Origin of the sequence: Nitratidesulfovibrio sp. 1201_IL3209, from assembly GCF_036763125.1 — a bacterium.
Classification (GTDB): Bacteria; Desulfobacterota; Desulfovibrionia; order Desulfovibrionales; family Desulfovibrionaceae; genus Cupidesulfovibrio.
In genome coordinates, this window is sequence record NZ_JBAIYT010000004.1 from 117,567 (window position 1) to 136,699 (window position 19,133).

General features: G+C 65.8%; 17 protein-coding genes, 5 tRNA genes and 1 riboswitch. Of the genes, 1 reads left to right on the forward strand and 21 read right to left on the reverse strand.

What is annotated here, in order from left to right; translation table 11 throughout:
• Nucleotides 1-56 precede the first annotated feature (56 nt).
• The 19 genes from rpoB to rpmE all read right to left on the reverse strand — a co-directional run bounded on the left by rpoB (nucleotide 57) and on the right by rpmE (nucleotide 15,498).
• Nucleotides 57-4,175 (reverse strand): DNA-directed RNA polymerase subunit beta, encoded by a 4,119-nt coding sequence (gene rpoB, locus V6B97_RS04060; protein WP_333505217.1) that lies wholly within the window; start codon nucleotides 4,173-4,175, stop codon nucleotides 57-59.
• Nucleotides 4,176-4,827: 652 nt separating this feature from the next.
• The gene (gene rplL / locus V6B97_RS04065) at nucleotides 4,828-5,211 is read right to left on the reverse strand and encodes a 50S ribosomal protein L7/L12 (protein ID WP_012612583.1); all 384 of its coding nucleotides are present in this window, start codon (nucleotides 5,209-5,211) and stop codon (nucleotides 4,828-4,830) included.
• Nucleotides 5,212-5,262: 51 nt separating this feature from the next.
• On the reverse strand, nucleotides 5,263-5,784 hold the full coding sequence (gene rplJ, locus V6B97_RS04070) for a 50S ribosomal protein L10 (protein WP_333505218.1): 522 nt from the start codon (nucleotides 5,782-5,784) through the stop codon (nucleotides 5,263-5,265).
• A 186-nt stretch (nucleotides 5,785-5,970) separates the two neighbouring features.
• Nucleotides 5,971-6,678 (reverse strand): 50S ribosomal protein L1, encoded by a 708-nt coding sequence (rplA, locus tag V6B97_RS04075; protein ID WP_333505219.1) that lies wholly within the window; start codon nucleotides 6,676-6,678, stop codon nucleotides 5,971-5,973.
• A 141-nt stretch (nucleotides 6,679-6,819) separates the two neighbouring features.
• Nucleotides 6,820-7,242, reverse strand: coding sequence for a 50S ribosomal protein L11 (gene rplK / locus V6B97_RS04080; RefSeq protein WP_333505220.1), 423 nt, complete (start codon nucleotides 7,240-7,242; stop codon nucleotides 6,820-6,822).
• A gap of 64 nt (nucleotides 7,243-7,306) precedes the next feature.
• Complete coding sequence (gene nusG, locus V6B97_RS04085; protein ID WP_333505221.1) at nucleotides 7,307-7,861, reverse strand: transcription termination/antitermination protein NusG; 555 nt, start codon at nucleotides 7,859-7,861, stop codon at nucleotides 7,307-7,309.
• 11 nt (nucleotides 7,862-7,872) lie between these two features.
• Nucleotides 7,873-8,124: a preprotein translocase subunit SecE gene (secE, locus tag V6B97_RS04090; RefSeq protein ID WP_012612579.1), complete on the reverse strand. Its 252-nt coding sequence runs from the start codon at nucleotides 8,122-8,124 to the stop codon at nucleotides 7,873-7,875.
• A gap of 154 nt (nucleotides 8,125-8,278) precedes the next feature.
• Nucleotides 8,279-8,355, reverse strand: a tRNA-Trp gene (locus V6B97_RS04095).
• A 14-nt stretch (nucleotides 8,356-8,369) separates the two neighbouring features.
• Entirely contained in the window at nucleotides 8,370-8,519 is a 150-nt protein-coding gene (rpmG, locus tag V6B97_RS04100; protein WP_007523971.1) for a 50S ribosomal protein L33, read from the reverse strand.
• 3 nt (nucleotides 8,520-8,522) lie between these two features.
• Nucleotides 8,523-9,716: an elongation factor Tu gene (tuf, locus tag V6B97_RS04105; protein ID WP_333505222.1), complete on the reverse strand. Its 1,194-nt coding sequence runs from the start codon at nucleotides 9,714-9,716 to the stop codon at nucleotides 8,523-8,525.
• Nucleotides 9,717-9,769: 53 nt separating this feature from the next.
• Nucleotides 9,770-9,845: transfer RNA gene (locus V6B97_RS04110), tRNA-Thr, on the reverse strand.
• Between the two features lie 33 nt (nucleotides 9,846-9,878).
• Nucleotides 9,879-9,955: transfer RNA gene (locus V6B97_RS04115), tRNA-Gly, on the reverse strand.
• A gap of 85 nt (nucleotides 9,956-10,040) precedes the next feature.
• Nucleotides 10,041-10,126: transfer RNA gene (locus V6B97_RS04120), tRNA-Tyr, on the reverse strand.
• Nucleotides 10,127-10,130: 4 nt separating this feature from the next.
• Nucleotides 10,131-10,206, reverse strand: a tRNA-Thr gene (locus V6B97_RS04125).
• Between the two features lie 355 nt (nucleotides 10,207-10,561).
• Complete coding sequence (lpxC, locus tag V6B97_RS04130; protein WP_333505223.1) at nucleotides 10,562-11,524, reverse strand: UDP-3-O-acyl-N-acetylglucosamine deacetylase; 963 nt, start codon at nucleotides 11,522-11,524, stop codon at nucleotides 10,562-10,564.
• A 193-nt stretch (nucleotides 11,525-11,717) separates the two neighbouring features.
• On the reverse strand, nucleotides 11,718-12,818 hold the full coding sequence (locus tag V6B97_RS04135; RefSeq protein WP_333505224.1) for a HemK/PrmC family methyltransferase: 1,101 nt from the start codon (nucleotides 12,816-12,818) through the stop codon (nucleotides 11,718-11,720).
• Between the two features lie 195 nt (nucleotides 12,819-13,013).
• Nucleotides 13,014-14,087 (reverse strand): peptide chain release factor 1, encoded by a 1,074-nt coding sequence (prfA, locus tag V6B97_RS04140; RefSeq protein WP_333505225.1) that lies wholly within the window; start codon nucleotides 14,085-14,087, stop codon nucleotides 13,014-13,016.
• A 3-nt stretch (nucleotides 14,088-14,090) separates the two neighbouring features.
• Entirely contained in the window at nucleotides 14,091-15,023 is a 933-nt protein-coding gene (locus tag V6B97_RS04145) for a DUF1385 domain-containing protein (protein ID WP_333505248.1), read from the reverse strand.
• Nucleotides 15,024-15,282: 259 nt separating this feature from the next.
• Nucleotides 15,283-15,498, reverse strand: a complete 216-nt coding sequence (gene rpmE, locus V6B97_RS04150; protein WP_333505226.1) for a 50S ribosomal protein L31 — start codon at nucleotides 15,496-15,498, stop codon at nucleotides 15,283-15,285.
• A 390-nt stretch (nucleotides 15,499-15,888) separates the two neighbouring features.
• Here rpmE and V6B97_RS04155 point away from each other — a divergent pair, with 390 nt between their 5' ends.
• Entirely contained in the window at nucleotides 15,889-16,728 is an 840-nt protein-coding gene (locus tag V6B97_RS04155) for a TlyA family RNA methyltransferase (RefSeq protein ID WP_333505249.1), read from the forward strand.
• Between the two features lie 247 nt (nucleotides 16,729-16,975).
• Here the strand turns inward: V6B97_RS04155 and gap are convergent, their stop codons facing one another.
• Both gap and V6B97_RS04165 read right to left on the reverse strand, forming a co-directional pair.
• On the reverse strand, nucleotides 16,976-17,992 hold the full coding sequence (gene gap, locus V6B97_RS04160) for a type I glyceraldehyde-3-phosphate dehydrogenase (protein WP_333505227.1): 1,017 nt from the start codon (nucleotides 17,990-17,992) through the stop codon (nucleotides 16,976-16,978).
• 11 nt (nucleotides 17,993-18,003) lie between these two features.
• Nucleotides 18,004-18,567 carry a GAF domain-containing protein gene (locus tag V6B97_RS04165; RefSeq protein WP_333505228.1) on the reverse strand — a complete coding sequence of 188 codons (564 nt, stop codon included), beginning with the start codon at nucleotides 18,565-18,567 and terminating at the stop codon, nucleotides 18,004-18,006.
• 372 nt (nucleotides 18,568-18,939) lie between these two features.
• Nucleotides 18,940-19,116: riboswitch (yybP-ykoY riboswitch) on the forward strand.
• Nucleotides 19,117-19,133: the final 17 nt, after the last annotated feature.

The following is a 19,133-nucleotide window of genomic DNA, read 5'->3' on the forward strand; positions in this document are numbered from 1 at the left end:
GAGACCTTTCTCAAAAGGTCCCCTCCCCGGTCGCTCTTTCCCGAAACCGTATACCGTTACAGCGCGTTCATGAAGCCGACGCGCTTGGGTCGCTTCTTGCCTTCTTCCTGGTGCAGGGTGACGTCGAGGCCCAGCGACATGAGTTCCTTGACGAGCACGTTGAACGATTCGGGCAGGCCGGCTTCCAGGAAGTTGTCGCCCTTCACGATCTTCTCGTACATCTTCACGCGGCCGGTCACGTCGTCCGACTTCACGGTCAGGAATTCCTGCAACAGGTAGGCCGCGCCGTACGCTTCCAGCGCCCACACTTCCATTTCGCCCAGGCGCTGGCCGCCGAACTGGGCCTTGCCGCCAAGGGGCTGCTGGGTCACCAGCGAGTAGGGGCCGGTGGAGCGGGCGTGGATCTTTTCGTCGACCAGGTGGTGCAGTTTCAGCATGTACATGACGCCGGTGGTGACGCGGTTGTGGAACCGCTCGCCGGTGCGGCCGTCGTACAGCACGGTCTTGCCGTCCTCGTCGATGCCGGCGCGCACCAGCCACGACCAGATTTCCTCTTCCGCCGCGCCGTCGAACACGGGGGTCTTGGTCACGATGCCGCGGCCCAGCTTGGCCACGGCGGCGCGGAAGTCGTCGTCGTCCATGGAATCCACCAGCGAATCGATGGCGGCGGAATCGAACGCCCGCTTCACCTCGTTGCGCAGCGCCTTCAGCGGGTCGTTGCGCTCCAGCATTTCGGCGAGCTGGCGGCCCATTTCCTTGGCGGCCCACCCGAGGTGGGTTTCCATGATCTGGCCGATGTTCATGCGCGAAGGCACGCCGAGCGGGTTCAGCACGATGTCCACCGGGCGGCCGTCCGCGAAGAACGGCATGTCCTCGGCGGGCAGGATGCACGAGACGACGCCCTTGTTCCCGTGACGGCCGGCCATCTTGTCGCCCACCGAGAGCTTGCGCTTCACGGCGATGTAGACCTTGACCATCTTGATGACGCCGGGGGGCAGGTCGTCCCCTTCGGTCACCTTGCCGCGCTTGGACTCGTAGATGTTGCTGATGAACTGCACCTGCTGGTCGTAGCTTTCCAGCAGGGCGTCCACGGCGTCGTTCACCTCGCGGTTCTTGAACAGGCCCGCGAACTTCTTCAGGGGCACGTCGGCCAGCAGTTCGGCGGTGGCGGAGGCGCCGGCCTCGGCGATGACCTCGCCCTTCTTCTTGCCCGCCAGGGTGGTGGCGATCTGCTTGCCTTCCACCACGGCCATCAGCTTCACGCGGGTGGCGTCGCCAAGGCCCCGGATGTGGTCCTGTTCCTTGCGGTCCAGGCGGCCCAGTTCGTATTCCTCGATCAGGCGGGCGCGCTCGTCCTTCTCGCCGGAGCGGCGGTTGAACACCTTGACCTCGATGACCGTGCCCTCGATGCCCGGGGGCACCTTGAGCGAGGTGTTCTTCACGTCGCGGGCCTTGTCGCCGAAGATGGCGCGCAGCAGCTTTTCTTCCGGGGTGAGCTGGGTTTCGCCCTTGGGGGTGATCTTGCCGACGAGGATGTCGTCCGGCTTCACGTTGGCCCCGATGCGGATGATGCCGCTGGCGTCCAGGTTGCGGAGCATGTCCTCGCCCACGTTGGGAATGTCGCGGGTGATTTCCTCCGGTCCCAGCTTGGTGTCGCGCGCGACCACCTCGAACTCCTCGATGTGCACCGAGGTGAAGGTGTCTTCCTTCACGGTGCGCTCGGAGATGAGGATGGAGTCTTCGAAGTTGTAGCCGCACCACGGCATGAACGCGACCACCAGGTTCTTGCCCAGCGCCAGTTCGCCGTCCTCGATGCCGGGGCCGTCGGCCAGGATGTCGCCCTTGGCCACGATCTGGCCGGGGTGGCAGGTGGGCTTCTGGCCGAAGCAGGAGTTCTGGTTGGACTTGTGGAACTTCTGCAGGTCGTAGGCGCGCACGCCGCCCCGTTCGGGGTACAGGCCGTTCTCGTAGCTGACGATGATGCGGTCGGCGTCGGCGTAGCGCACGATGCCCGGACCTTCGGCGATGATGCACGCGCCCGAGTCCTGGGCCACCGGGCCTTCCATGCCCGTGCCCACGATGGGCTTCTCGCACTGGAGCAGCGGCACGGCCTGGCGCTGCATGTTCGAGCCCATGAGCGCGCGGTTGGCGTCGTCGTGTTCCAGGAACGGGATCAGCGCGGCCGAGATGGACACCATCTGGCTGGGGGACACGTCCATCAGGGTCACTTCGTCGCGGGGCGACATGAGCACGTCGCCCTTGACGCGGGTGGTGACGAACTCGTCGGCCAGCTTGCCTTCGGCGTCGAAGGGCGCGTTGGCCTGGGCGATGACCTCGCCGTGCTCGCGCGAGGCGTCGAGGTAGACCACCTCGCCGGTCATCTTCGTCTCGCGGATGACGTGGTACGGCGTCTCGATGAAGCCGTAGTCGTTGACCTTGGCGTAGGTGGTCAGCGACACGATGAGACCGATGTTCGGGCCTTCAGGCGTTTCGATGGGGCAGATGCGGCCGTAGTGCGAGGTGTGCACGTCGCGCACTTCGAAGCCCGCGCGTTCGCGGGTCAGGCCGCCGGGGCCCAGGGCGGACAGGCGGCGCTTGTGCGTCACTTCCGACAGGGCGTTGGTCTGGTCCATGAACTGCGAGAGCTGCGAGGTGCCGAAGAATTCCTTCAGCACGGCGGCCACGGGCTTGGGGTTGATCAGGTCGTGCGGCATGAGCGTGGAGACTTCCTGCAGGCTCATGCGTTCCTTGATGGCCCGCTCCATGCGCACGAGGCCGATGCGGTATTGGTTTTCCACCAGTTCGCCCACGGGCCGCACGCGGCGGTTGCCCAGGTGGTCGATGTCGTCGGCCGGGCCGTGGCTGTCCTTGAGGTGCACCAGCACCTTGATGGCGGTCAGGATGTCCTCGTCGGTCAGCACGCGCAGGTCCAGCGACTGGTCGAGGCCAAGGCGCTGGTTCAGCTTGTAGCGGCCCACGGGGGAAAGGTCGTAGTAGTCCGGGCTGCGGAACAGGTTGTCGAAGAAGCTTGCCGCGATCTCGGGCGTGGGCGGCGACGAGGGACGCAGGCGGCGGTAGATTTCCACCTGGGCGGCTTCCTTGTCGGCGGTCTTGTCCAGCACCAGGGTGTCGCGCAGCGAGGACGAGGTGTCGATGCCCTTGGTGTGCAGGATGGGCAGGCGGTCGATGCCCGCCTCGCGCAGGCGTTCCAGCACGCCGGGGGTCACTTCGTCGGCGGCTTCGGCCAGCACTTCGCCGGTGGAGGGGTTCACCACGTCCTCGGCCAGGAACAGGCCGTCCAGGGTGTCGGGGGCCACTTCGAGCGCTTCGAGGCCGGCCTCGCAGATCTGGCGCCAGGCGCGCTTGGTGATGGGCTTGCCCGCCTTGACGAACACGGCGCCGTCGGCGCCCGCGATGTCGGCGAAGGCCGAATCCTTGCGGAACATGTCCTTCTGCACTTCCCAGAACACGCGGCCGTCGTCGGACAGGCGGTAGAACTCCTTCCTGTAGAAGTAGTCCAGGATGTCCGTCTTGTTCATGCCCATGGCCTTGAACAGGATGGTGGCGGGCATCTTGCGGCGGCGGTCGATGCGGACGTACAGGATGTCCTTGTGGTCGAAGTCGAAGTCGAGCCACGAGCCGCGCATGGGAATGACGCGGCAGGAGTACAGCACCTTGCGGCTGGAATGGGTCTTGCCCGAATCGTGCTCGAAGATGATGCCCGGCGAGCGCTGCAACTGGTTGACGATGACGCGCTCGGTGCCGTTGATGATGAAGGTGCCCTTCTCGGTCATCAGCGGCAGGGTGCCGAAATAGATGTCCTGCTCCTTGATGTCGCGGATGGTGCGGTTGCCGGAATCGTCGTCCACGTCGTAGACCACGAGCCGCACCTTGATGCGGATGGGCGCTTCGTAGGTGAGGCCCTTCGAGATGCATTCCGCCTGGTCGAACTTGGGCTCGCCGATGTCGTAGCTGACGTATTCGAGGCTGGCGGTGCGGTTGAAGTCCTCGATGGGGAACACGGACCGGAAGACCCCTTCAAGGCCCTCGTCGGGCTTGCGTTCGGCAATGCCTTCCTGAAGGAACTTGATGTACGAGTCCACCTGAAGGTTCAGGAGGTGCGGAATGCCGAGCGATACGGGAATCTTGCCGAACTTTTTCGTGAGTTGGCCCATGGTTTCACCTCAGAAAGACGGTTTTCCGGCGGGGCTCTCAGCGCGAGAGGCCGAACGACCCGTGCGGGTCGGATGGAGCAGACGCGTGCACGGCACGCTGGGCGGCGGGACGGGCGGCGTGGCCGACGTCCCGCGTTTCGGGGGCAGCGGGCGCGTGGCGCATGGCTGCCGGGGCGAAGCGACAACGAAAGGCGGCCGCGCGAAGGGGGGGTCCCTTCAACGCCGTGCCGCGGACGAGGCTGAGCGGACGCGCGACAAGAGCGACGCGCCCACCGGAAAGGCTGTCGGTTCGGGGGGTGGGAAAGAGGGGTGCAGCGTACAACGTACCGCCCGGGTCAGGAGCTGGGTTGGTGCGAAGTGAGTTCGACCAAATTGCAACAATAGTCGTTTCGGAAAAATTTTGCAAGCCTGTGCGGCTTGCCACACGACTGCTTCCCGTCCGGTGCGGCGGCATGGCCACCCCGTCCCTTCTCGTCCCTTTCCGTCCCGTGCCGCCGTGCCGCCCGCATTGCCGCGCCTGTCGGCATATGCCCGGCGCATGGCCGCCACCCGAAATGCCGCGGATGCCGGACAGGGCGATAAAGCAGAAGAAGCGCGGGCGATGAACTCGCCCGCGCTGTTCCGATCGCCTGTGCGGCGCAGCGAACCGAGTCTACTTGACTTCGACTTCGGCGCCGGCTTCCACCAGCTGCTTCTTGGCTTCTTCGGCTTCTTCCTTGGAGACGGCTTCCTTCAGGGTGGAGGGGGCGCCGTCAACCTTGTCCTTGGCTTCCTTCAGGCCAAGGCCGGTCAGGGCGCGCACGACCTTGATGACGCCGATCTTGTTGGCGCCGGCGGCCTTCAGGATGACGTCGAATTCGGTCTTTTCCTCTTCGGCCGGGGCGGCTTCGGCCGGACCGGCGGCCACCATGGCCATGGCCGGGGCGGCGGCGGACACGCCGAACTTCTCTTCAAGTTCCTTGATGAACTCGGAGAGTTCGAGGACGGTCATGTTGGCGATGAATTCGACGACCTGTTCCTTGGTGATGCTGGACATGATTTGCTCCTTTCGGGTGTCTTTGGCGTAAGGGGTTGGGCTCGGTGTCGCCTAGGCGGCGGCCTTCTTCTCTTCGATGCCCTTGAGGGCGTAGAGCAGGCCGCGGATGATGTTGGCGAACAGCGAAACGAAGTTGGTGGGCACGGCATTCATCGTGCCAAGGGCGCGAGCGATCAGTTCGGGCTTGCTGGGCAGCTTGGCGAGGTCGGCGACCTGTTCCCCGGAAAGGAACTTGCCTTCAAGGCTGCCATGGCGCACCGCGAAGATCTTGCTCGTCTTGGCAAAATCGGTGAGTGCCTTCGCCACTGCGACGGGATCGGCGAACCCAAGGGCGACGGCGCAGTTCTCTTTGAACGCGTCTTTGATGACGTCGTGCGCTCCGTCGGTAAAGGCGATCCGTGCCAGGGTGTTCTTCACGACGTGGTATTCCGCGCCGCTTTCACGAAGCTTCACTCTGAGACGGGTCAGCTCTTCCACCGACATACCCTTGAAGTCGGTCACGACCGCGATGGAAGCGCCTTCCGCACGAGCTTTCAACTGCTCGATGATGGCTGCCTTCTCGGACCTGTTCACGTGACTCTCCTCAGGTTCGGGTGTGTCTGGGTGGAAATGCCGAGCCAAAGACACTGTGGTCTCGGCAGGACTTAGCGCAAGGATGGAGAACCCCTGCCGCCTGCTTTCTTCGACTCGTATTTCCGGGCCTGTTGCCGGTAAAGGCCCGGCTGCGCAGCAACCGGGCCAAATATCGCGCGAAGGGGGTTAGCCTTCGAGGAACTTCTTGATGGTGGTCGGGTCGACCTTGAAACCGGGGCCCATGGTGGTGGAAACCGCCATGGCCTTCATGTAGGTGCCCTTGGCCGTGGCGGGCTTCAGGCGGTTCACGGTTTCAAGCAGCGACTTCAGGTTGCCCAGGATCTTTTCGGACCCGAAGGACACCTTGCCGAGCGGGGCATGCAGCACGCCGGCCTTGTCGACCTTGAATTCCACGCGGCCGGCCTTGGTTTCCTTCACCGCGGTGGCCACGTCGAAGGTGACGGTGCCGGTCTTGGCGTTGGGCATCAGGCCGCGGGGGCCAAGCACGCGGCCGATCTGGCCGACCAGGGCCATGACGTCGGGGGTGGCGATGGCCTTGTCGAAGTCCAGCCAGCCTTCCTTGATCTTGGCGACCAGTTCTTCGGCGCCGGCAAAGTCGGCGCCGGCGGCCTTGGCTTCGGCTTCCTTGTCGCCCTTGCAGAACACCGCCACGCGCACGGTCTTGCCGAGGCCATGGGGCAGGGTGACGGCGCCGCGCACCATCTGGTCCGAGTACTTGGGATCGACGCCGAGGCAGATGGCCACGTCGACGGTTTCGTCGAACTTGGCGAACGAAGCCGCGAGGGACTTGGCCACCGCGTCTTCGAGAGCGAAACGTTCGGCGATGTCGCGTCCTTCCGTCGCCGAGCGATATTTCTTGCCGTGCTTGGGCATTGTACCCACCTTTTCCTTTTGCTGACGTTCGCAATCTCCTGCCGCCTTGGTCACGCGCCCCGCTGTGGGCAGGGGATGCGCCCCGGCTTGGCCGGGAAGGCCGACCGTGTCGGCGGACGGCAGTGCAACTGATCCGAAACGCTACTTGATTTCGATGCCCATGCTCCGGGCGGTGCCCAGAATGGAGCGGGTGGCCGCATCGAGATCCTTGGCGGTGAGGTCGGGCAGCTTCAGCTTCGCGATCTCTTCAACCTGCGCCATGCTCACCGAGCCGACCTTGTTCCGGTTCGGTTCGCCAGAGCCCTTTTCGAGCTTGGCGGCCTTCAGCAGCAGCACGGAAGCAGGGGGCGTCTTGGTGATGAACGTGAAGGAACGGTCGGAGTAGACGGTGATCACCACGGGGGTGATCATGCCCTTCTGCTCCATGGTCTTCGCGTTGAAAGTCTTGCAGAATTCCATGATGTTGAGCCCGTGCTGGCCGAGCGCGGGACCAACCGGCGGGGAAGGGTTGGCCGCCCCGGCCGGAATCTGCAGCTTGATCTTGGCAACTTCTTTCTTAGCCATTGTTCTGTCCCTCTATGGGCGGCGCGGGCCGCGATGGTTACCGCGCAAGATCATCGAAAGGGGGCTAGCCCTTGGAAACCTGGACGAAGTCCAGCTCGACCGGGGTCTGCCTGCCGAAGATGGAGACCGACACCCTGAGTTTGCCCTTGTCGTAGTTGACGTCCTCGACGACGCCATTGAAGCCGCCGAAAGGCCCGTCTATGACGCGAACCTCGTCCCCGCGCTCGAAGTTGAACTTCGGCCGGGGCTGCTCCTGCCGCGATTCCATCATGGTCAGGATGCGCTCGGCTTCGCTGTCACGCATGGGGGTCGGACGGTTCTTGCCGCCGACGAAACCGGTAACCTTGGGAATGGACTGGACGAGATGCCACGAGAAATCGGTCATGGTCATCTTGACCATGACGTACCCGGGGTAGAACTTCCGCGTGGAGGTCCGCTTCTCGCCCTTGACGAGCTCGATGACCTTCTCGGTGGGCACCACGACCTCTTCGATGAGTCCCTGCGCCTGACCGGTACGGATCATCTCGCGTATGGTCTGCTCGACACGCTGCTCGAAGCCCGAATAGGTGTGGACGATGAACCAGCGGGCCTTGCCGGACGTGGGAATCGATTCGGTCATTTCGGTGTCCGTCACGAGAGGATGTATTCGACGAGCTTGGTCAGCCCAAGGTCCACGACACCGAGGAACAGGGACATGACGAAAACGAGAACGAGCACGGCGATGCCCGTTGCCGTGGTTTCCTTGCGCGTGGGCCAGGTGACCTTGCGCAGTTCGCCCTTGGCTTCCTCGAAGTAATCCCTGAGCTGGGTGATCTTGTCGCCGATGCCGTTGCCGGAATCGGCGGGGGTCGCCTCGGGCGCGTTCTGCTGCTTTTTCGCCATGATCGCCTCTGGAGCCATTTCGACTGGTCGACTTGCCATCGTTCGGGGGGGACCGGCCCGCCCGGCGGGCGAACCGTGGGTTCGCCGGGCCGGGCGGAAAGGTGCCTTGGGGCGCCCTGGCACGTTGCCGTGCGCTGTCCCGCTGGAAAGGAGGTGGCAGGGCAGGAGGGATTCGAACCCCCAACATCCGGTTTTGGAGACCGGCGCTCTAGCCGTTAGAGCTACTGCCCTGCACTATGAGGATACTACTTGGTTTCGCGGTGAACCGTGTGCTTCTTGTCCCAGGGACAATACTTCTTCAGTTCGATGCGGCCGGTAGTATTCTTCTTGTTCTTGACGGTCGCGTAATTGCGCCGCTTGCACTCGGTGCAGGCGAGCAGGAGATTGACGCGCATCGTTTACTCCAGGATTTCGGAGACCACGCCCGCGCCGACGGTGCGGCCGCCTTCGCGGATGGCGAAGCGCAGGCCCTGCTCCATGGCGATGGGAGCGATCAGTTCCACGGTGAAGGTGGAGTTGTCGCCGGGCATGACCATTTCGACGCCGTCAGCCAGCGCGATGATGCCGGTGATGTCGGTGGTGCGGAAGTAGAACTGCGGACGGTAGCCCGAGAAGAACGGGGTGTGGCGGCCGCCTTCTTCCTTGGACAGGACGTACACTTCGGCCTTGAACTTGCGGTGCGGCTTGATGGACTTGGGCGCGGCAAGAACCTGGCCGCGTTCCACGTCTTCACGCTTGATGCCGCGCAGCAGGGCGCCGATGTTGTCGCCGGCCTGGCCCTGGTCGAGCAGCTTGCGGAACATTTCGACGCCGGTGCAGGTCGACTTGACGGTGTCCTTGATGCCGACGATTTCCACTTCTTCGCCGACCTTGATGATGCCGCGTTCCACACGACCGGTCACCACGGTGCCGCGGCCGGAGATGGAGAACACGTCTTCGATGGGCATCAGGAAGGGCTTGTCGATGTCGCGCTGCGGCTCGGGGATGTAGCTGTCGCAGGCGTCGAGCAGGGCCACGACCGGAGCGGCTTCGGGGGAGTTGGGATCGTCGGTTTCAAGGGCCTTCAGGGCCGAACCGCGGATCACCGGGATGTCGTCGCCGGGGAAGCCGTAGAGCGAGAGCAGTTCGCGGACTTCGAGTTCCACGAGTTCGAGCAGCTCTTCGTCGTCCACCATGTCGCACTTGTTCAGGAACACCACCAGGTAGGGCACGCCGACCTGACGGGCGAGCAGGATGTGCTCGCGGGTCTGGGGCATGGGACCGTCGGTGGCGGCGACCACCAGGATACCGCCGTCCATCTGGGCGGCGCCGGTGATCATGTTCTTGATGTAGTCGGCGTGGCCGGGGCAGTCCACGTGGGCGTAGTGGCGGGTGGCGGTTTCGTATTCGACGTGGGCGGTGGCGATGGTGATGCCACGTTCCTTTTCTTCGGGAGCCTTGTCGATTTCGTCGAACGCCACGAACTTGCCGTTGCCGCGCAGACCGGCCACCTTGGTGATGGCGGCGGTCAGAGTGGTCTTGCCGTGGTCAATGTGGCCGATGGTGCCGATGTTGACATGCGGCTTCTTGCGTTCAAATTTTTCCTTACCCATAGGTGTTCTCCCTGGCGTGGTTTTCTTCTTGCGTTAATCGTTAGGCACGGAAATGGAGCCCACAATGAGACTTGAACTCATGACCTCTTCCTTACCAAGGAAGTGCTCTACCGCCTGAGCTATGTGGGCCGATTGCTTGCTTGAGGAGAACCCGGGCTAGGATGGAGCGGGAAACGAGACTCGAACTCGCAACCCTCAGCTTGGAAGGCTGATGCTCTAGCCACTTGAGCTATTCCCGCACGTCCAGCATGCTGCCGTACTTCCAGGAAGCCGTAGTTCTCCGACAGGCCTTCCTGTCTCCTACAGCCAAGATAGCTTGTCAAGTGGTGGAGGGGGGTGGATTTGAACCACCGAAGTCTTACGACGACAGATTTACAGTCTGTTCCCTTTGGCCACTCGGGAACCCCTCCACTGTGGAGCTGGCGATGGGACTCGAACCCGCAACCGGCTGATTACAAATCAGCTGCTCTGCCAGTTGAGCTACGCCAGCCAACGAGAAAGCGCTTCTACCCGCTCCCTTGGGAAAAGGCAAGGGGGAAAAGCGGGGGAATGCGCGTTTTTTTGCGCGTTGCGTGACGGATTGGCGTCCGGCGCGGCTTTGCGGGGACAAATTTGTGGGGTGTCTGCCCGGTCCCGTATTGACGTTTGCCGCCTTCGCCGCGCTGCAACCGCACGGTGGAGCCGCCGCCCATTCATTATAATAAGAGGGCGCCCGCTCGCGCAGGGCGCGCGTAAAGGCGGCAACGCCGCATCGGAAGACGGCGTACGCCCCGGTCCGGGATAGCCCCGCACAACGAAAAGGGCCGCCCGAAGGCGGCCCGGAACGGCGAAAGAGGAGGTGCCAACTAGACCGTGGCGGGCTGGCCGGTATGGACCGCAGCATGCGAGGGCGCATGCGCGGGGGCCACGGCGGGACGGCGGGCGGCCTTTTCGGCGGCGGGTTCGTCCAGCGTCACTTCCTGCAGGTAGATGTCCGCGTTTTCGGTCAGCACGCGCAGGAAGGCGTTGTTCAGGGCGTGGCCGGAGCAGTGCACGATGAAGTGCCCCTGCAACGGGGTGCCCAGCATGGCCATGTCGCCGATGAAGTCCAGGATCTTGTGGCGCACGAACTCGTCGGGGAAGCGCAGGCCGTCGTCGTTGAGCACGGCGTAGTCGTCGAGCACCACGGCGTTGTCCAGCGAGCCGCCAAGGGCTAGGCCCTTGCTGTGCATGTATTCCACCTCGCGCAGGAAGCCGAAGGTGCGCGCCTTGGCCACTTCGGCGAAGGTGCGGGGCGTCACTTCCAGGCTCATGTGCTGCACGCCGATGAGCGGGTGGGCGAAGTCGATGGTGTAGTCCACGCGGAAGCCGTCGTAGGGCAGGGCGCGGATGGACTTGCCGTCGCTCTCGTGGCTGATGGGCTTGGCGATGCGCAGCACGCGGCGGGCGCGCGACTGGGCGCGGATGCCCGCGTTGCGCAGCAGCATGACGAAGGAGGCGGCGCTGCCGTCCATGATGGGCACTTCACCGCCCTGCACCTCGATGATCAGGTTGTCGATCTCGAGGCCGCGGATGGCGGCAAGCAGGTGTTCCACGGTGGCCACCGAGGCGTCTTGGCCGTTGCCGGACACGCCGAGGGTGGTGGCAAGGCCGGTGGCGACCACGGCCTGGGGATTGGGCGCCACGCGGCGCACGCCCTGGGCGGTATGGATATCGAACACGACGCCGGTGTCTTCGGGGGCGGGACGCATGGTCAGGTGGACCATCTTGCCGCCGTGCAGGCCGACGCCGGAACATTCGATGGATTTCTTGATGGTGGTCTGGTTCATAACCCCTCCGCTGGCGGTAGAGCATGAACCGTGCCAAAATCTAGACTTTTGTAATATGCTGGAATGACAGGTGTTGTGTGCGCTGCGACACGCGCGCGAGTGTGTGTTTCACGCACTTGTGTGGCTTTTGCGCACCTGCCGTCGTGGTGCGAAAACCACACATTCGGGTGGCGTTGGCGTTACGCGCCGCCACTTACGTCGCATGCGGTGACCGCGCCGCCACCACGAAGCGGTCGAGGCCGGCCAGGTCTTTCCGGATGTCCACCCTGGCCCACAGCGGCGCATGCGGCGCGAACAGGTCGGCCACGGCCTGCCCCTGCGCGCTGCCGAATTCCATCAGGAACAGCCCTCCGGGCCGCAGCACCCGGCCCGCCTCGGCCACCAGCACCCGGGCATGCCCCAGCCCGTCCGCCCGGCCTTGCGCCGTGGCGGCATCATCCAGCCCCCCGCCCGCGCAGGGCACCAGGGCGGCTCGCGGCTCGCGGTCACGCACCTCCGGGGTCAGACCCGCGTGTTCGGTCTCGCTGACGTAGGGCGGGTTGGACACCAGCAGGTCCAGCGAACCGTCGCGGAACAGGGGGCGGGTGAAGTCGGCCAGCACCGGCTGGCAGCGGGAGAAGGCCGCCCGGCGCGCCGTGTCCGGCCAGCCGTCACCGGGTTGCGCCCCGCCGGGATGCTCCCCCCCGCCGAGATGCGCGATCATGTTGCGCGCGGCCACGGCCAGCGCCCCGGGCGAGATGTCGCAGGCCATGCCGGAAAGGTCGTTGCGTTCGGCGCACAGGGTCACGGCGATGCACCCGGTGCCGGTGCCGCAGTCGGCGAAGCGCGCCCCGCGCGGGGCCAGCGACAGGGCGGTTTCCACCAGCAGTTCCGTTTCCGGCCGGGGGATCAGCGTGGCCGGGGTGACCAGGAAATCGCGGCCGTAGAATTCCCGCTCGCCCAGGACGTGCGCCGTGGGCTCCCCGGCGGCGCGGCGGGCCAGCAGCGTGGCGGCGCGGGCCAGCGCGTCCTCCGGCACCGGGGCGGTGGGGTGCATGGCCAGGCGCAGCAGCAGGTCCTGCCGGGGCAGGCCCAGCGCCCGCGCCACGAACAGTTCCGCCGTCAGGCGCGGCGCATCGTCGCGCACCGAAGGGGCAGGACAACCCGCCAGGTATGCGGCGGCGGCGCGCACCACCTCGCGCAGGCCGTGCGGCGCGGCTGCGGCCAGCGCTGCATGGGTGGCTGCCGTGTCCGGCGCGCAGGGCGTCTCTGCCGCGCAGGTGTCGGGAAACGACGGGGTGCGATGGTCGCTCATGGGGCGGAGCAGTAGCGCAGCCGGGGGCGCGCCGCAAGTGGCGGTTGCATGCAGTCCGGAGGACGGGGGCGGGAGGCGGAGAACGGACGGGCGAAACCGGCCATGTACTGGCGGTCATTGCCACGCGAAACGGCCCGCCGCTTGCGCGGCGGGCCGTCTTCACATTCTTTTCGTCCCGTGTCCCTGCCCGTGGGCCTACTGCACGTCGGCCTGCGCCTTCAACGCCTCGGTCTGGGCGTGGGTGGACAGGGCGTCGAACAGGGCCTGCGCCTCGCCTTCCATCACCCGGTCCAGCGAGTACAGGGTGAGGTTGATGCGGTGGTCGGTCACCCGGCCCTGCGGAAAATTGTAGGTGCGGATGCGTTCCGAGCGGTCGCCGGAACCCACCTGCGAGCGGCGGTCGGCGGCCATCTCGTTGTGCTGGCGGTCCTGTTCGGCCTGCAACAGGCGCGAGGCCAGCACCTTCATGGCCTTGGCCTTGTTCTTGTGCTGCGACTTCTCGTCCTGGCACGAGACCACGATGCCGGAGGGAATGTGGGTGATGCGCACGGCGGATTCGGTCTTGTTGACGTGCTGGCCGCCCGCGCCCGACGCGCGGAACACGTCGATGCGGATGTCGTCGGGGCGGATTTCCACGTCCACTTCCTCGGCCTCGGGCAGGATGGCCACGGTGGCGGCGGAGGTGTGGATGCGGCCCTGCGATTCGGTGGCGGGCACGCGCTGCACGCGGTGGGTGCCCGATTCGAACTTCAGGCGGCTGTACACCTTGTCCCCGGCGATAAGGGCGATGATTTCCTTGTAGCCGCCGGTGTCCGATTCGTTGGCGCTGAGGATTTCCACCTTCCAGCCGCGCACTTCGGCGTAGCGCGAATACATGCGGAACAGGTCCGCCGCGAACAGGGCCGCTTCCTCGCCGCCGGTGCCCGCGCGGATTTCCACGATGGTGTTCTTTTCGTCCAGCGGGTCCTTGGGCAGCAGCAGCAGTTGCAGTTCCTGCTCGATTTCGGGAATGGCCGTCTCGAGGGATTTGGCTTCTTCATGCGCCATGGCCCGGATTTCCGGATCGGCGTCGTCCAGCAGTTCCTTGTTGTCGGCAAGGTTCCGGCGCAACGCCTTGTAGCGGCGGAACACGTCCACCACTTCCTTGAGGTCGGCGTGGGCCTTGGTCAGCTTGCGGTAGCGGTCCTGGTCGTTGAAGACCTCGGACGAGGCAAGCTGCTGCTCCAGGTCTTCGAAGCGGCGTTCCAGGTTTTCGAGCTTGGCGAACATCCGTCACTCCGTGGCGGGGGCCTGATGGCGGTAGGCGGGCGCGCGCACCGTTGCCGGGGCGGCGTCTCCCAGGGCCTCGCGCAGGGCCACTATGGCGACCTCGAGCTGGTCCCGGTCGGGTTCATGGGTGGTCAGCATCTGCAGCAGCATGCCGGGGGCGCGCAGCGCCGCGCCCAGCAGGCCGTCGCCGAGGCGGGCGGCGTAGCGGATGGCCTCGTAGGCAAGCGCGCTGATGGGCACCATCAGCAGAAATTTGAACAGCACCGTTCCGGCGTGCTTGGTCACCGCGCCGTCCGGCGTCCAGATCAGCAGCAGCAACGGCACCAGCACCGCGTGCAGGATGATGGAGATGGACAGCACGAACAGCAGAAAGGTGGTGCCGCAGCGCGGGTGCAGGCGGCTGTGGATGGCGGCGGTTTCGGGCGTCACGTCGCCGCGCGCCTCGAAGGCCCGGATCACCTTGTGTTCCGCCCCGTGGTACTGGAACACCCGGCGGATGTCCGGCAGGAACGAGATGGCCAGGATGTACCCGATGAAGATGGCGAACTTGAACAGGCCGTCCCAGGCGTGGAACGACAGCCCTTCCACGTCGCCGCCAAGGCCCAGCCACTTCATGCCCAGCGAGAACATGTGCGGCAGCACCACGAACAGGCCAAGGGCTAGGGCCACCGACACCGCAAGGGTCAGGGCCAGGTGCCACGACTTCAGTTCTTCGCCGGTTTCGCCCTGGGCGGCGTGCTCGGCCGAGCGGTTCAGGGCCTTGATGCCGTTGACCAGGGTTTCGACCAGGGTGGGAAAGCCGCGCACGAAGGGGCGCTTCAGCCAGTCCGCGGACGACAGGGTGTACCACGGGCGGCTTTCGGCCAGGATTTCGCCGTCGGGCAGGCGCACCGCAAGGGCAAGGCGCTCGCCGTTGCGCATCATCACGCCTTCCATGACGGCCTGGCCGCCGATGGTGCAGGGCGCGTCGGCCGCGAGGGAAAGCGCCGTGGGCAACGCACGGCAGGCGCGGCCCCAATGCGAAAACGCCGCGCGGAGCGCGCCGGTCACGCCGGTGGCCCGTGTCCTGCCCATTGCGCCCATGCTGAACCCCTTGCGGCTGATGGCAATGAAGATTTCTCCCCGGAGGGCGAACCCCTCCGGGGAGGAAAAATCGACGTCGGCGCGCGCGTGCGCACCGCCCGAGGCAGGCAGACTACTTGCCTTCGCCGAACTTGGCGTACTTCTTGCGGAAGCGGTCGATGCGGCCGGCGGTGTCAACGAAGCGCTGCTTGCCGGTGTAGAACGGATGGCACTGCGAGCAGATTTCCACGTGCACGACCTCGCCCTTGGTGGAGAGGGCTTCGGCTTCGTAGCCGCAAGCGCAGGTCATCTTGGCCTTGTACACGGTGGGATGGATGTTTTCCTTCATCTTGGACTCCTCGTGGGGAAAATCGGAACGCACGTTGATACGCCCATCTTCCCGTTTTGGCAAGGCCCCCGATGCAACGGCGTTGCGGGCCGTCCGGGCCTCGTGTAGTCTGCCCATCGCCGCGCCCCGTGCATCGGGGCAGGGCGGGCAGGCGCAGGCAACAGGTATGCCGGGGGCGTGTCCCTGTCAAGGCGGAGCCTGGCGTCAACTGGCGGGGTTGGCCCTGGGGGTGCTTCTCCGCTTGGCCGCCCGGCCGTCCGTGTCCCCATTGTTCCGGAATCCTTTCCCGCGCGGCCCGCGTCGCGTCACGACGAGTTTCCCATGTCCCGCATCACCGATGTTCGAAAGGATGTGGCCGTTGCGCCGCCGGACTCCTCCGGCGAAGGAGCCGTGGCCCCGCGCCCCCGCCCTGCGCGCCCCCCGAAGAAGGAACGCGCCGACCAGTTGGTGTTCGAGGCCGGGCTGGCCGAAAGCCGCGAGCAGGCCAAGCGGCTGATCATGGCCGGGCAGGTGGTGGTGCTGCCGGAGGGCGACGGGGACGAGGACGCCGACGGCGCGGGCGCGCCTGCCGCCTCTGGCGCGCCGGAACGGGCCGTGCGGCCTATGCGTGTGGACAAGCCGGGCCACAAATACCCGGTCACGGCGCGGTTCGAGCTTTACGGCCGCGAGCGCTTCGTGTCGCGCGGGGCCTACAAGCTGCTCACCGCCATCGAGTATTTCGGGCTGAATGTCACCGGATTCATCTGCCTGGACGCCGGGGCGTCCACAGGGGGATTCACCGACTGTCTGCTCCAGCACGGGGCGGCGCGGGTGTACGCCGTGGACGTGGGGCACAACCAGTTGCACGAGCGGTTGCGGGCCGATGCGCGCGTGGTGTCGCACGAGCACACCAACCTGCGCACCGCCCCGCCGGACCTGATTCCGGAGCCGGTGGACCTGGTGGTGGCGGATGTCTCGTTCATCTCGCTGACGCTGGTGCTGGCCCCGTGCCTGCAATGGCTGAAGCCGGGCGGGCGGGTGGTGGCGCTGGTGAAGCCGCAGTTCGAGGTGGGGCCGGGGCAGACCGAGAAGGGCGTGGTGCGCGACCCGGCCCTGCGGCAGGCCGCCGTGGACAAGGTGGTGGCGTATTGCCGCGATGCGCTGGGGCTGGACCTGGAGGGGGTGGTGCCCTCCGCCATCACCGGCCCCAAGGGCAACCAGGAATATCTGGCGGCGTTCCGGCGGCGGTAAGTAAAAAGCTCCGCGCCGGAAGACCAGCGCGGAGCATGAGGGCCGAGGAGCGGGCGGACTTGTTTCTGCCACGCGTCGTATTTTCGTTCTCCGGCAAGGAAGATGAGCCTTTTGCGAAGGGAGCGTGCGGCAGCCGTTACACGAACTTCGTGAGTGTTACGGCTGGCGACCGCAGCGCGCTCTTTGGTACGTGACCGGAGCAAAAGGCGATATCTGACGCAGCCGGGGACGAAAAGACGGCGCGTGGCTACAATCCTTTCTTCTCCATCAGCGCGGCCAGGTCCGCCACGCGGCAGGAATAGCCCCACTCGTTGTCGTACCACGCCAGCACCTTGGCCATGTCGCCGTTCATCACGGTGGTGAATTCGGCGTCCACGATGCTGGAATGCGGGTCGGCGATGAAGTCGGACGACACCAGCGGCTTTTCGCAATAGGCCATGATGCCCTTCAGCGGCCCTTCGGCGGCGGCCTTCAGGGTGGCGCGCAACTCTTCGGTGGTGGTGGGCTTTTCAAGTTCGGCCACGAAGTCCACGATGGACACCGTGGGCGTGGGCACGCGCAGGCTGATGCCGTCGAACTTGCCCTTCAGTTCGGGGATGACCTTGGCCACGGCCTTGGCCGCCCCGGTGGAGGTGGGGATGATGTTCTGCGCGGCGGCGCGGGCGCGGCGCAGGTCCTTGTGGGGCAGGTCCAGGATGCGCTGGTCGTTGGTGTACGAGTGCACCGTGGTCAGCACGCCCTTGACGATGCCGAAGGCCCTGTGCAGCGCCAGGGTGACCGGGGCCAGGCAGTTGGTGGTGCACGAGGCGTTGGAGACGACGTGGTGTTTTTCCGGGTCGTAGTCCGCGTCGTTGACCCCGAGCACGATGGTCAGGTCTTCTTCCTTGGCGGGCGCGGTGATGATCACCTTCTTGGCCCCGGCGTCGATGTGCGCCCTGCACTGCGGCCCGGTGCGGAAGATGCCCGTGGACTCGATGACGATGTCCACGCCAAGGTCCCGCCAGGGCAGCACCTTGGGGTCGCGCTCGGCATAGTTGCGCACGGTCCAGTCGCCCACGTGGATGTTGCCGCCCTGCACCTCGGCGTCCACCTTCAGGCGGCCGTAGCAGGTGTCGAACTGCAACAGGTGCACGTTGGTGGCCACGTCGTACAGGTCGTTGACGGCCACCACTTCCATGGTGTCGGGGTAGCGGTCCAGGATGGCCTTGAACACCTGACGGCCTATCCGCCCGAACCCGTTGATGGCAATGCGGAGTTTGGTCATCGGGGGTTCTCCTACAGTTCGTGGATGGTGTTGTTGTACGCGGTGAGCAGTTCGTAGTCGGTCTTCAGCGCCTGGTGCATGCGCGCGTTCTCGATGGCGATGGCGCTGAGGTTGGCGATGGCCCCGGCGAATTCCACCTCTTCGGGCGTGAAGTCGCGCCGCGTGTCGGAGTAGACGCGCAGCGAGCCGATGGCCTTGCCGTCCACCAGCAGGGGCAGGACCAGGATGGACACCAGCCCTTCGGCGCGGGCGGCCTCGGGGTACTGGAAGCGCGGGTCGGTGGCCACGTCCTGGATATGCACCACGTTGCCCGCCAGCACTTCGCGGTCAAGGCCGCTCTTGGCGATCTCGATGGGGCCCTTGCGCAGGTAGCCCTTGCTCAGGCCCCACGCGGCGCTGGCCAGCAGGGTGGTGCCCTGCCGGTCGATGAGCCGCAGGGTGCAGGCCCTGGCGTTCAGCGCGCCGGCCACCTGCTTGGCGATGGTGTCGAGCACGGTGGTCGGTTCAAGGCTGGAGTTGATGACGCGGACCAGGTCGTAGAGGGTACGGTAATAGGTGTGTTCGCGTTCGCCCATGGCGATGCCTCCGGGGTTGGGGTTGCGGTGGACGTGCGGCGATCGGGACATGACGCCGGGCGCGGGGGCGCTGGCGGCCGGCCGCCAGCCTGTCGCCGGGCGCGCGACGCCCTGGTCCTTGCCGCATGAATTCGGGCCGCATGAATCCGGGCCACATGAATCCGGGCCGCGTCATGTCGGCCGCATGGTGGGTTCGCATGCGGTTCCTGGGGGTGCATGCCGCCGCCTGACGGACATGCCGGGCCGGGGGACGGCGCGGGACGGCCGCCGGAAGTCCCGGCTCATGACATGGTATATCCGCTCGGGAGAAAAGGCACAAGCGGCCATGCCCACCGGACGCGGGTTGCCATTGGCGGCGAAGCGGGGTAGGGTGCGCCCGTCATTGGGGAGTAGCCGCCTCCGCAACGGAGGAGCCCACGTCAACAGACTTGGCCCGCGCATCGTGCCGCGAGCCATGGCGTGGGCGGCATCAGCCTGGCGAGACCTTTGACTCCACCACCAGAGCCGGGCCGGCGCTGGCGGATGGGGTCATGGGTATGCACCGTCGCCGGCCCCCAGGATATCCC

Bases quoted from the DNA above. Each gene is read 5' to 3' on its own strand.
- rpoB (WP_333505217.1), bottom strand. From the start codon at position 4,175: ATGGGCCAACTCACGAAAAAGTTCGGCAAGATTCCCGTATCGCTCGGC.
- rplL (WP_012612583.1), bottom strand. From the start codon at position 5,211: ATGTCCAGCATCACCAAGGAACAGGTCGTCGAATTCATCGCCAACATG.
- rplA (WP_333505219.1), bottom strand. From the start codon at position 6,678: ATGCCCAAGCACGGCAAGAAATATCGCTCGGCGACGGAAGGACGCGAC.
- rplK (WP_333505220.1), bottom strand. From the start codon at position 7,242: ATGGCTAAGAAAGAAGTTGCCAAGATCAAGCTGCAGATTCCGGCCGGG.
- nusG (WP_333505221.1), bottom strand. From the start codon at position 7,861: ATGACCGAATCGATTCCCACGTCCGGCAAGGCCCGCTGGTTCATCGTC.
- secE (WP_012612579.1), bottom strand. From the start codon at position 8,124: ATGGCGAAAAAGCAGCAGAACGCGCCCGAGGCGACCCCCGCCGATTCC.
- rpmG (WP_007523971.1), bottom strand. From the start codon at position 8,519: ATGCGCGTCAATCTCCTGCTCGCCTGCACCGAGTGCAAGCGGCGCAAT.
- tuf (WP_333505222.1), bottom strand. From the start codon at position 9,716: ATGGGTAAGGAAAAATTTGAACGCAAGAAGCCGCATGTCAACATCGGC.
- lpxC (WP_333505223.1), bottom strand. From the start codon at position 11,524: ATGAACCAGACCACCATCAAGAAATCCATCGAATGTTCCGGCGTCGGC.
- V6B97_RS04135 (WP_333505224.1), bottom strand. From the start codon at position 12,818: ATGAGCGACCATCGCACCCCGTCGTTTCCCGACACCTGCGCGGCAGAG.
- prfA (WP_333505225.1), bottom strand. From the start codon at position 14,087: ATGTTCGCCAAGCTCGAAAACCTGGAACGCCGCTTCGAAGACCTGGAG.
- V6B97_RS04145 (WP_333505248.1), bottom strand. From the start codon at position 15,023: ATGGAAGGCGTGATGATGCGCAACGGCGAGCGCCTTGCCCTTGCGGTG.
- rpmE (WP_333505226.1), bottom strand. From the start codon at position 15,498: ATGAAGGAAAACATCCATCCCACCGTGTACAAGGCCAAGATGACCTGC.
- gap (WP_333505227.1), bottom strand. From the start codon at position 17,992: ATGACCAAACTCCGCATTGCCATCAACGGGTTCGGGCGGATAGGCCGT.
- V6B97_RS04165 (WP_333505228.1), bottom strand. From the start codon at position 18,567: ATGGGCGAACGCGAACACACCTATTACCGTACCCTCTACGACCTGGTC.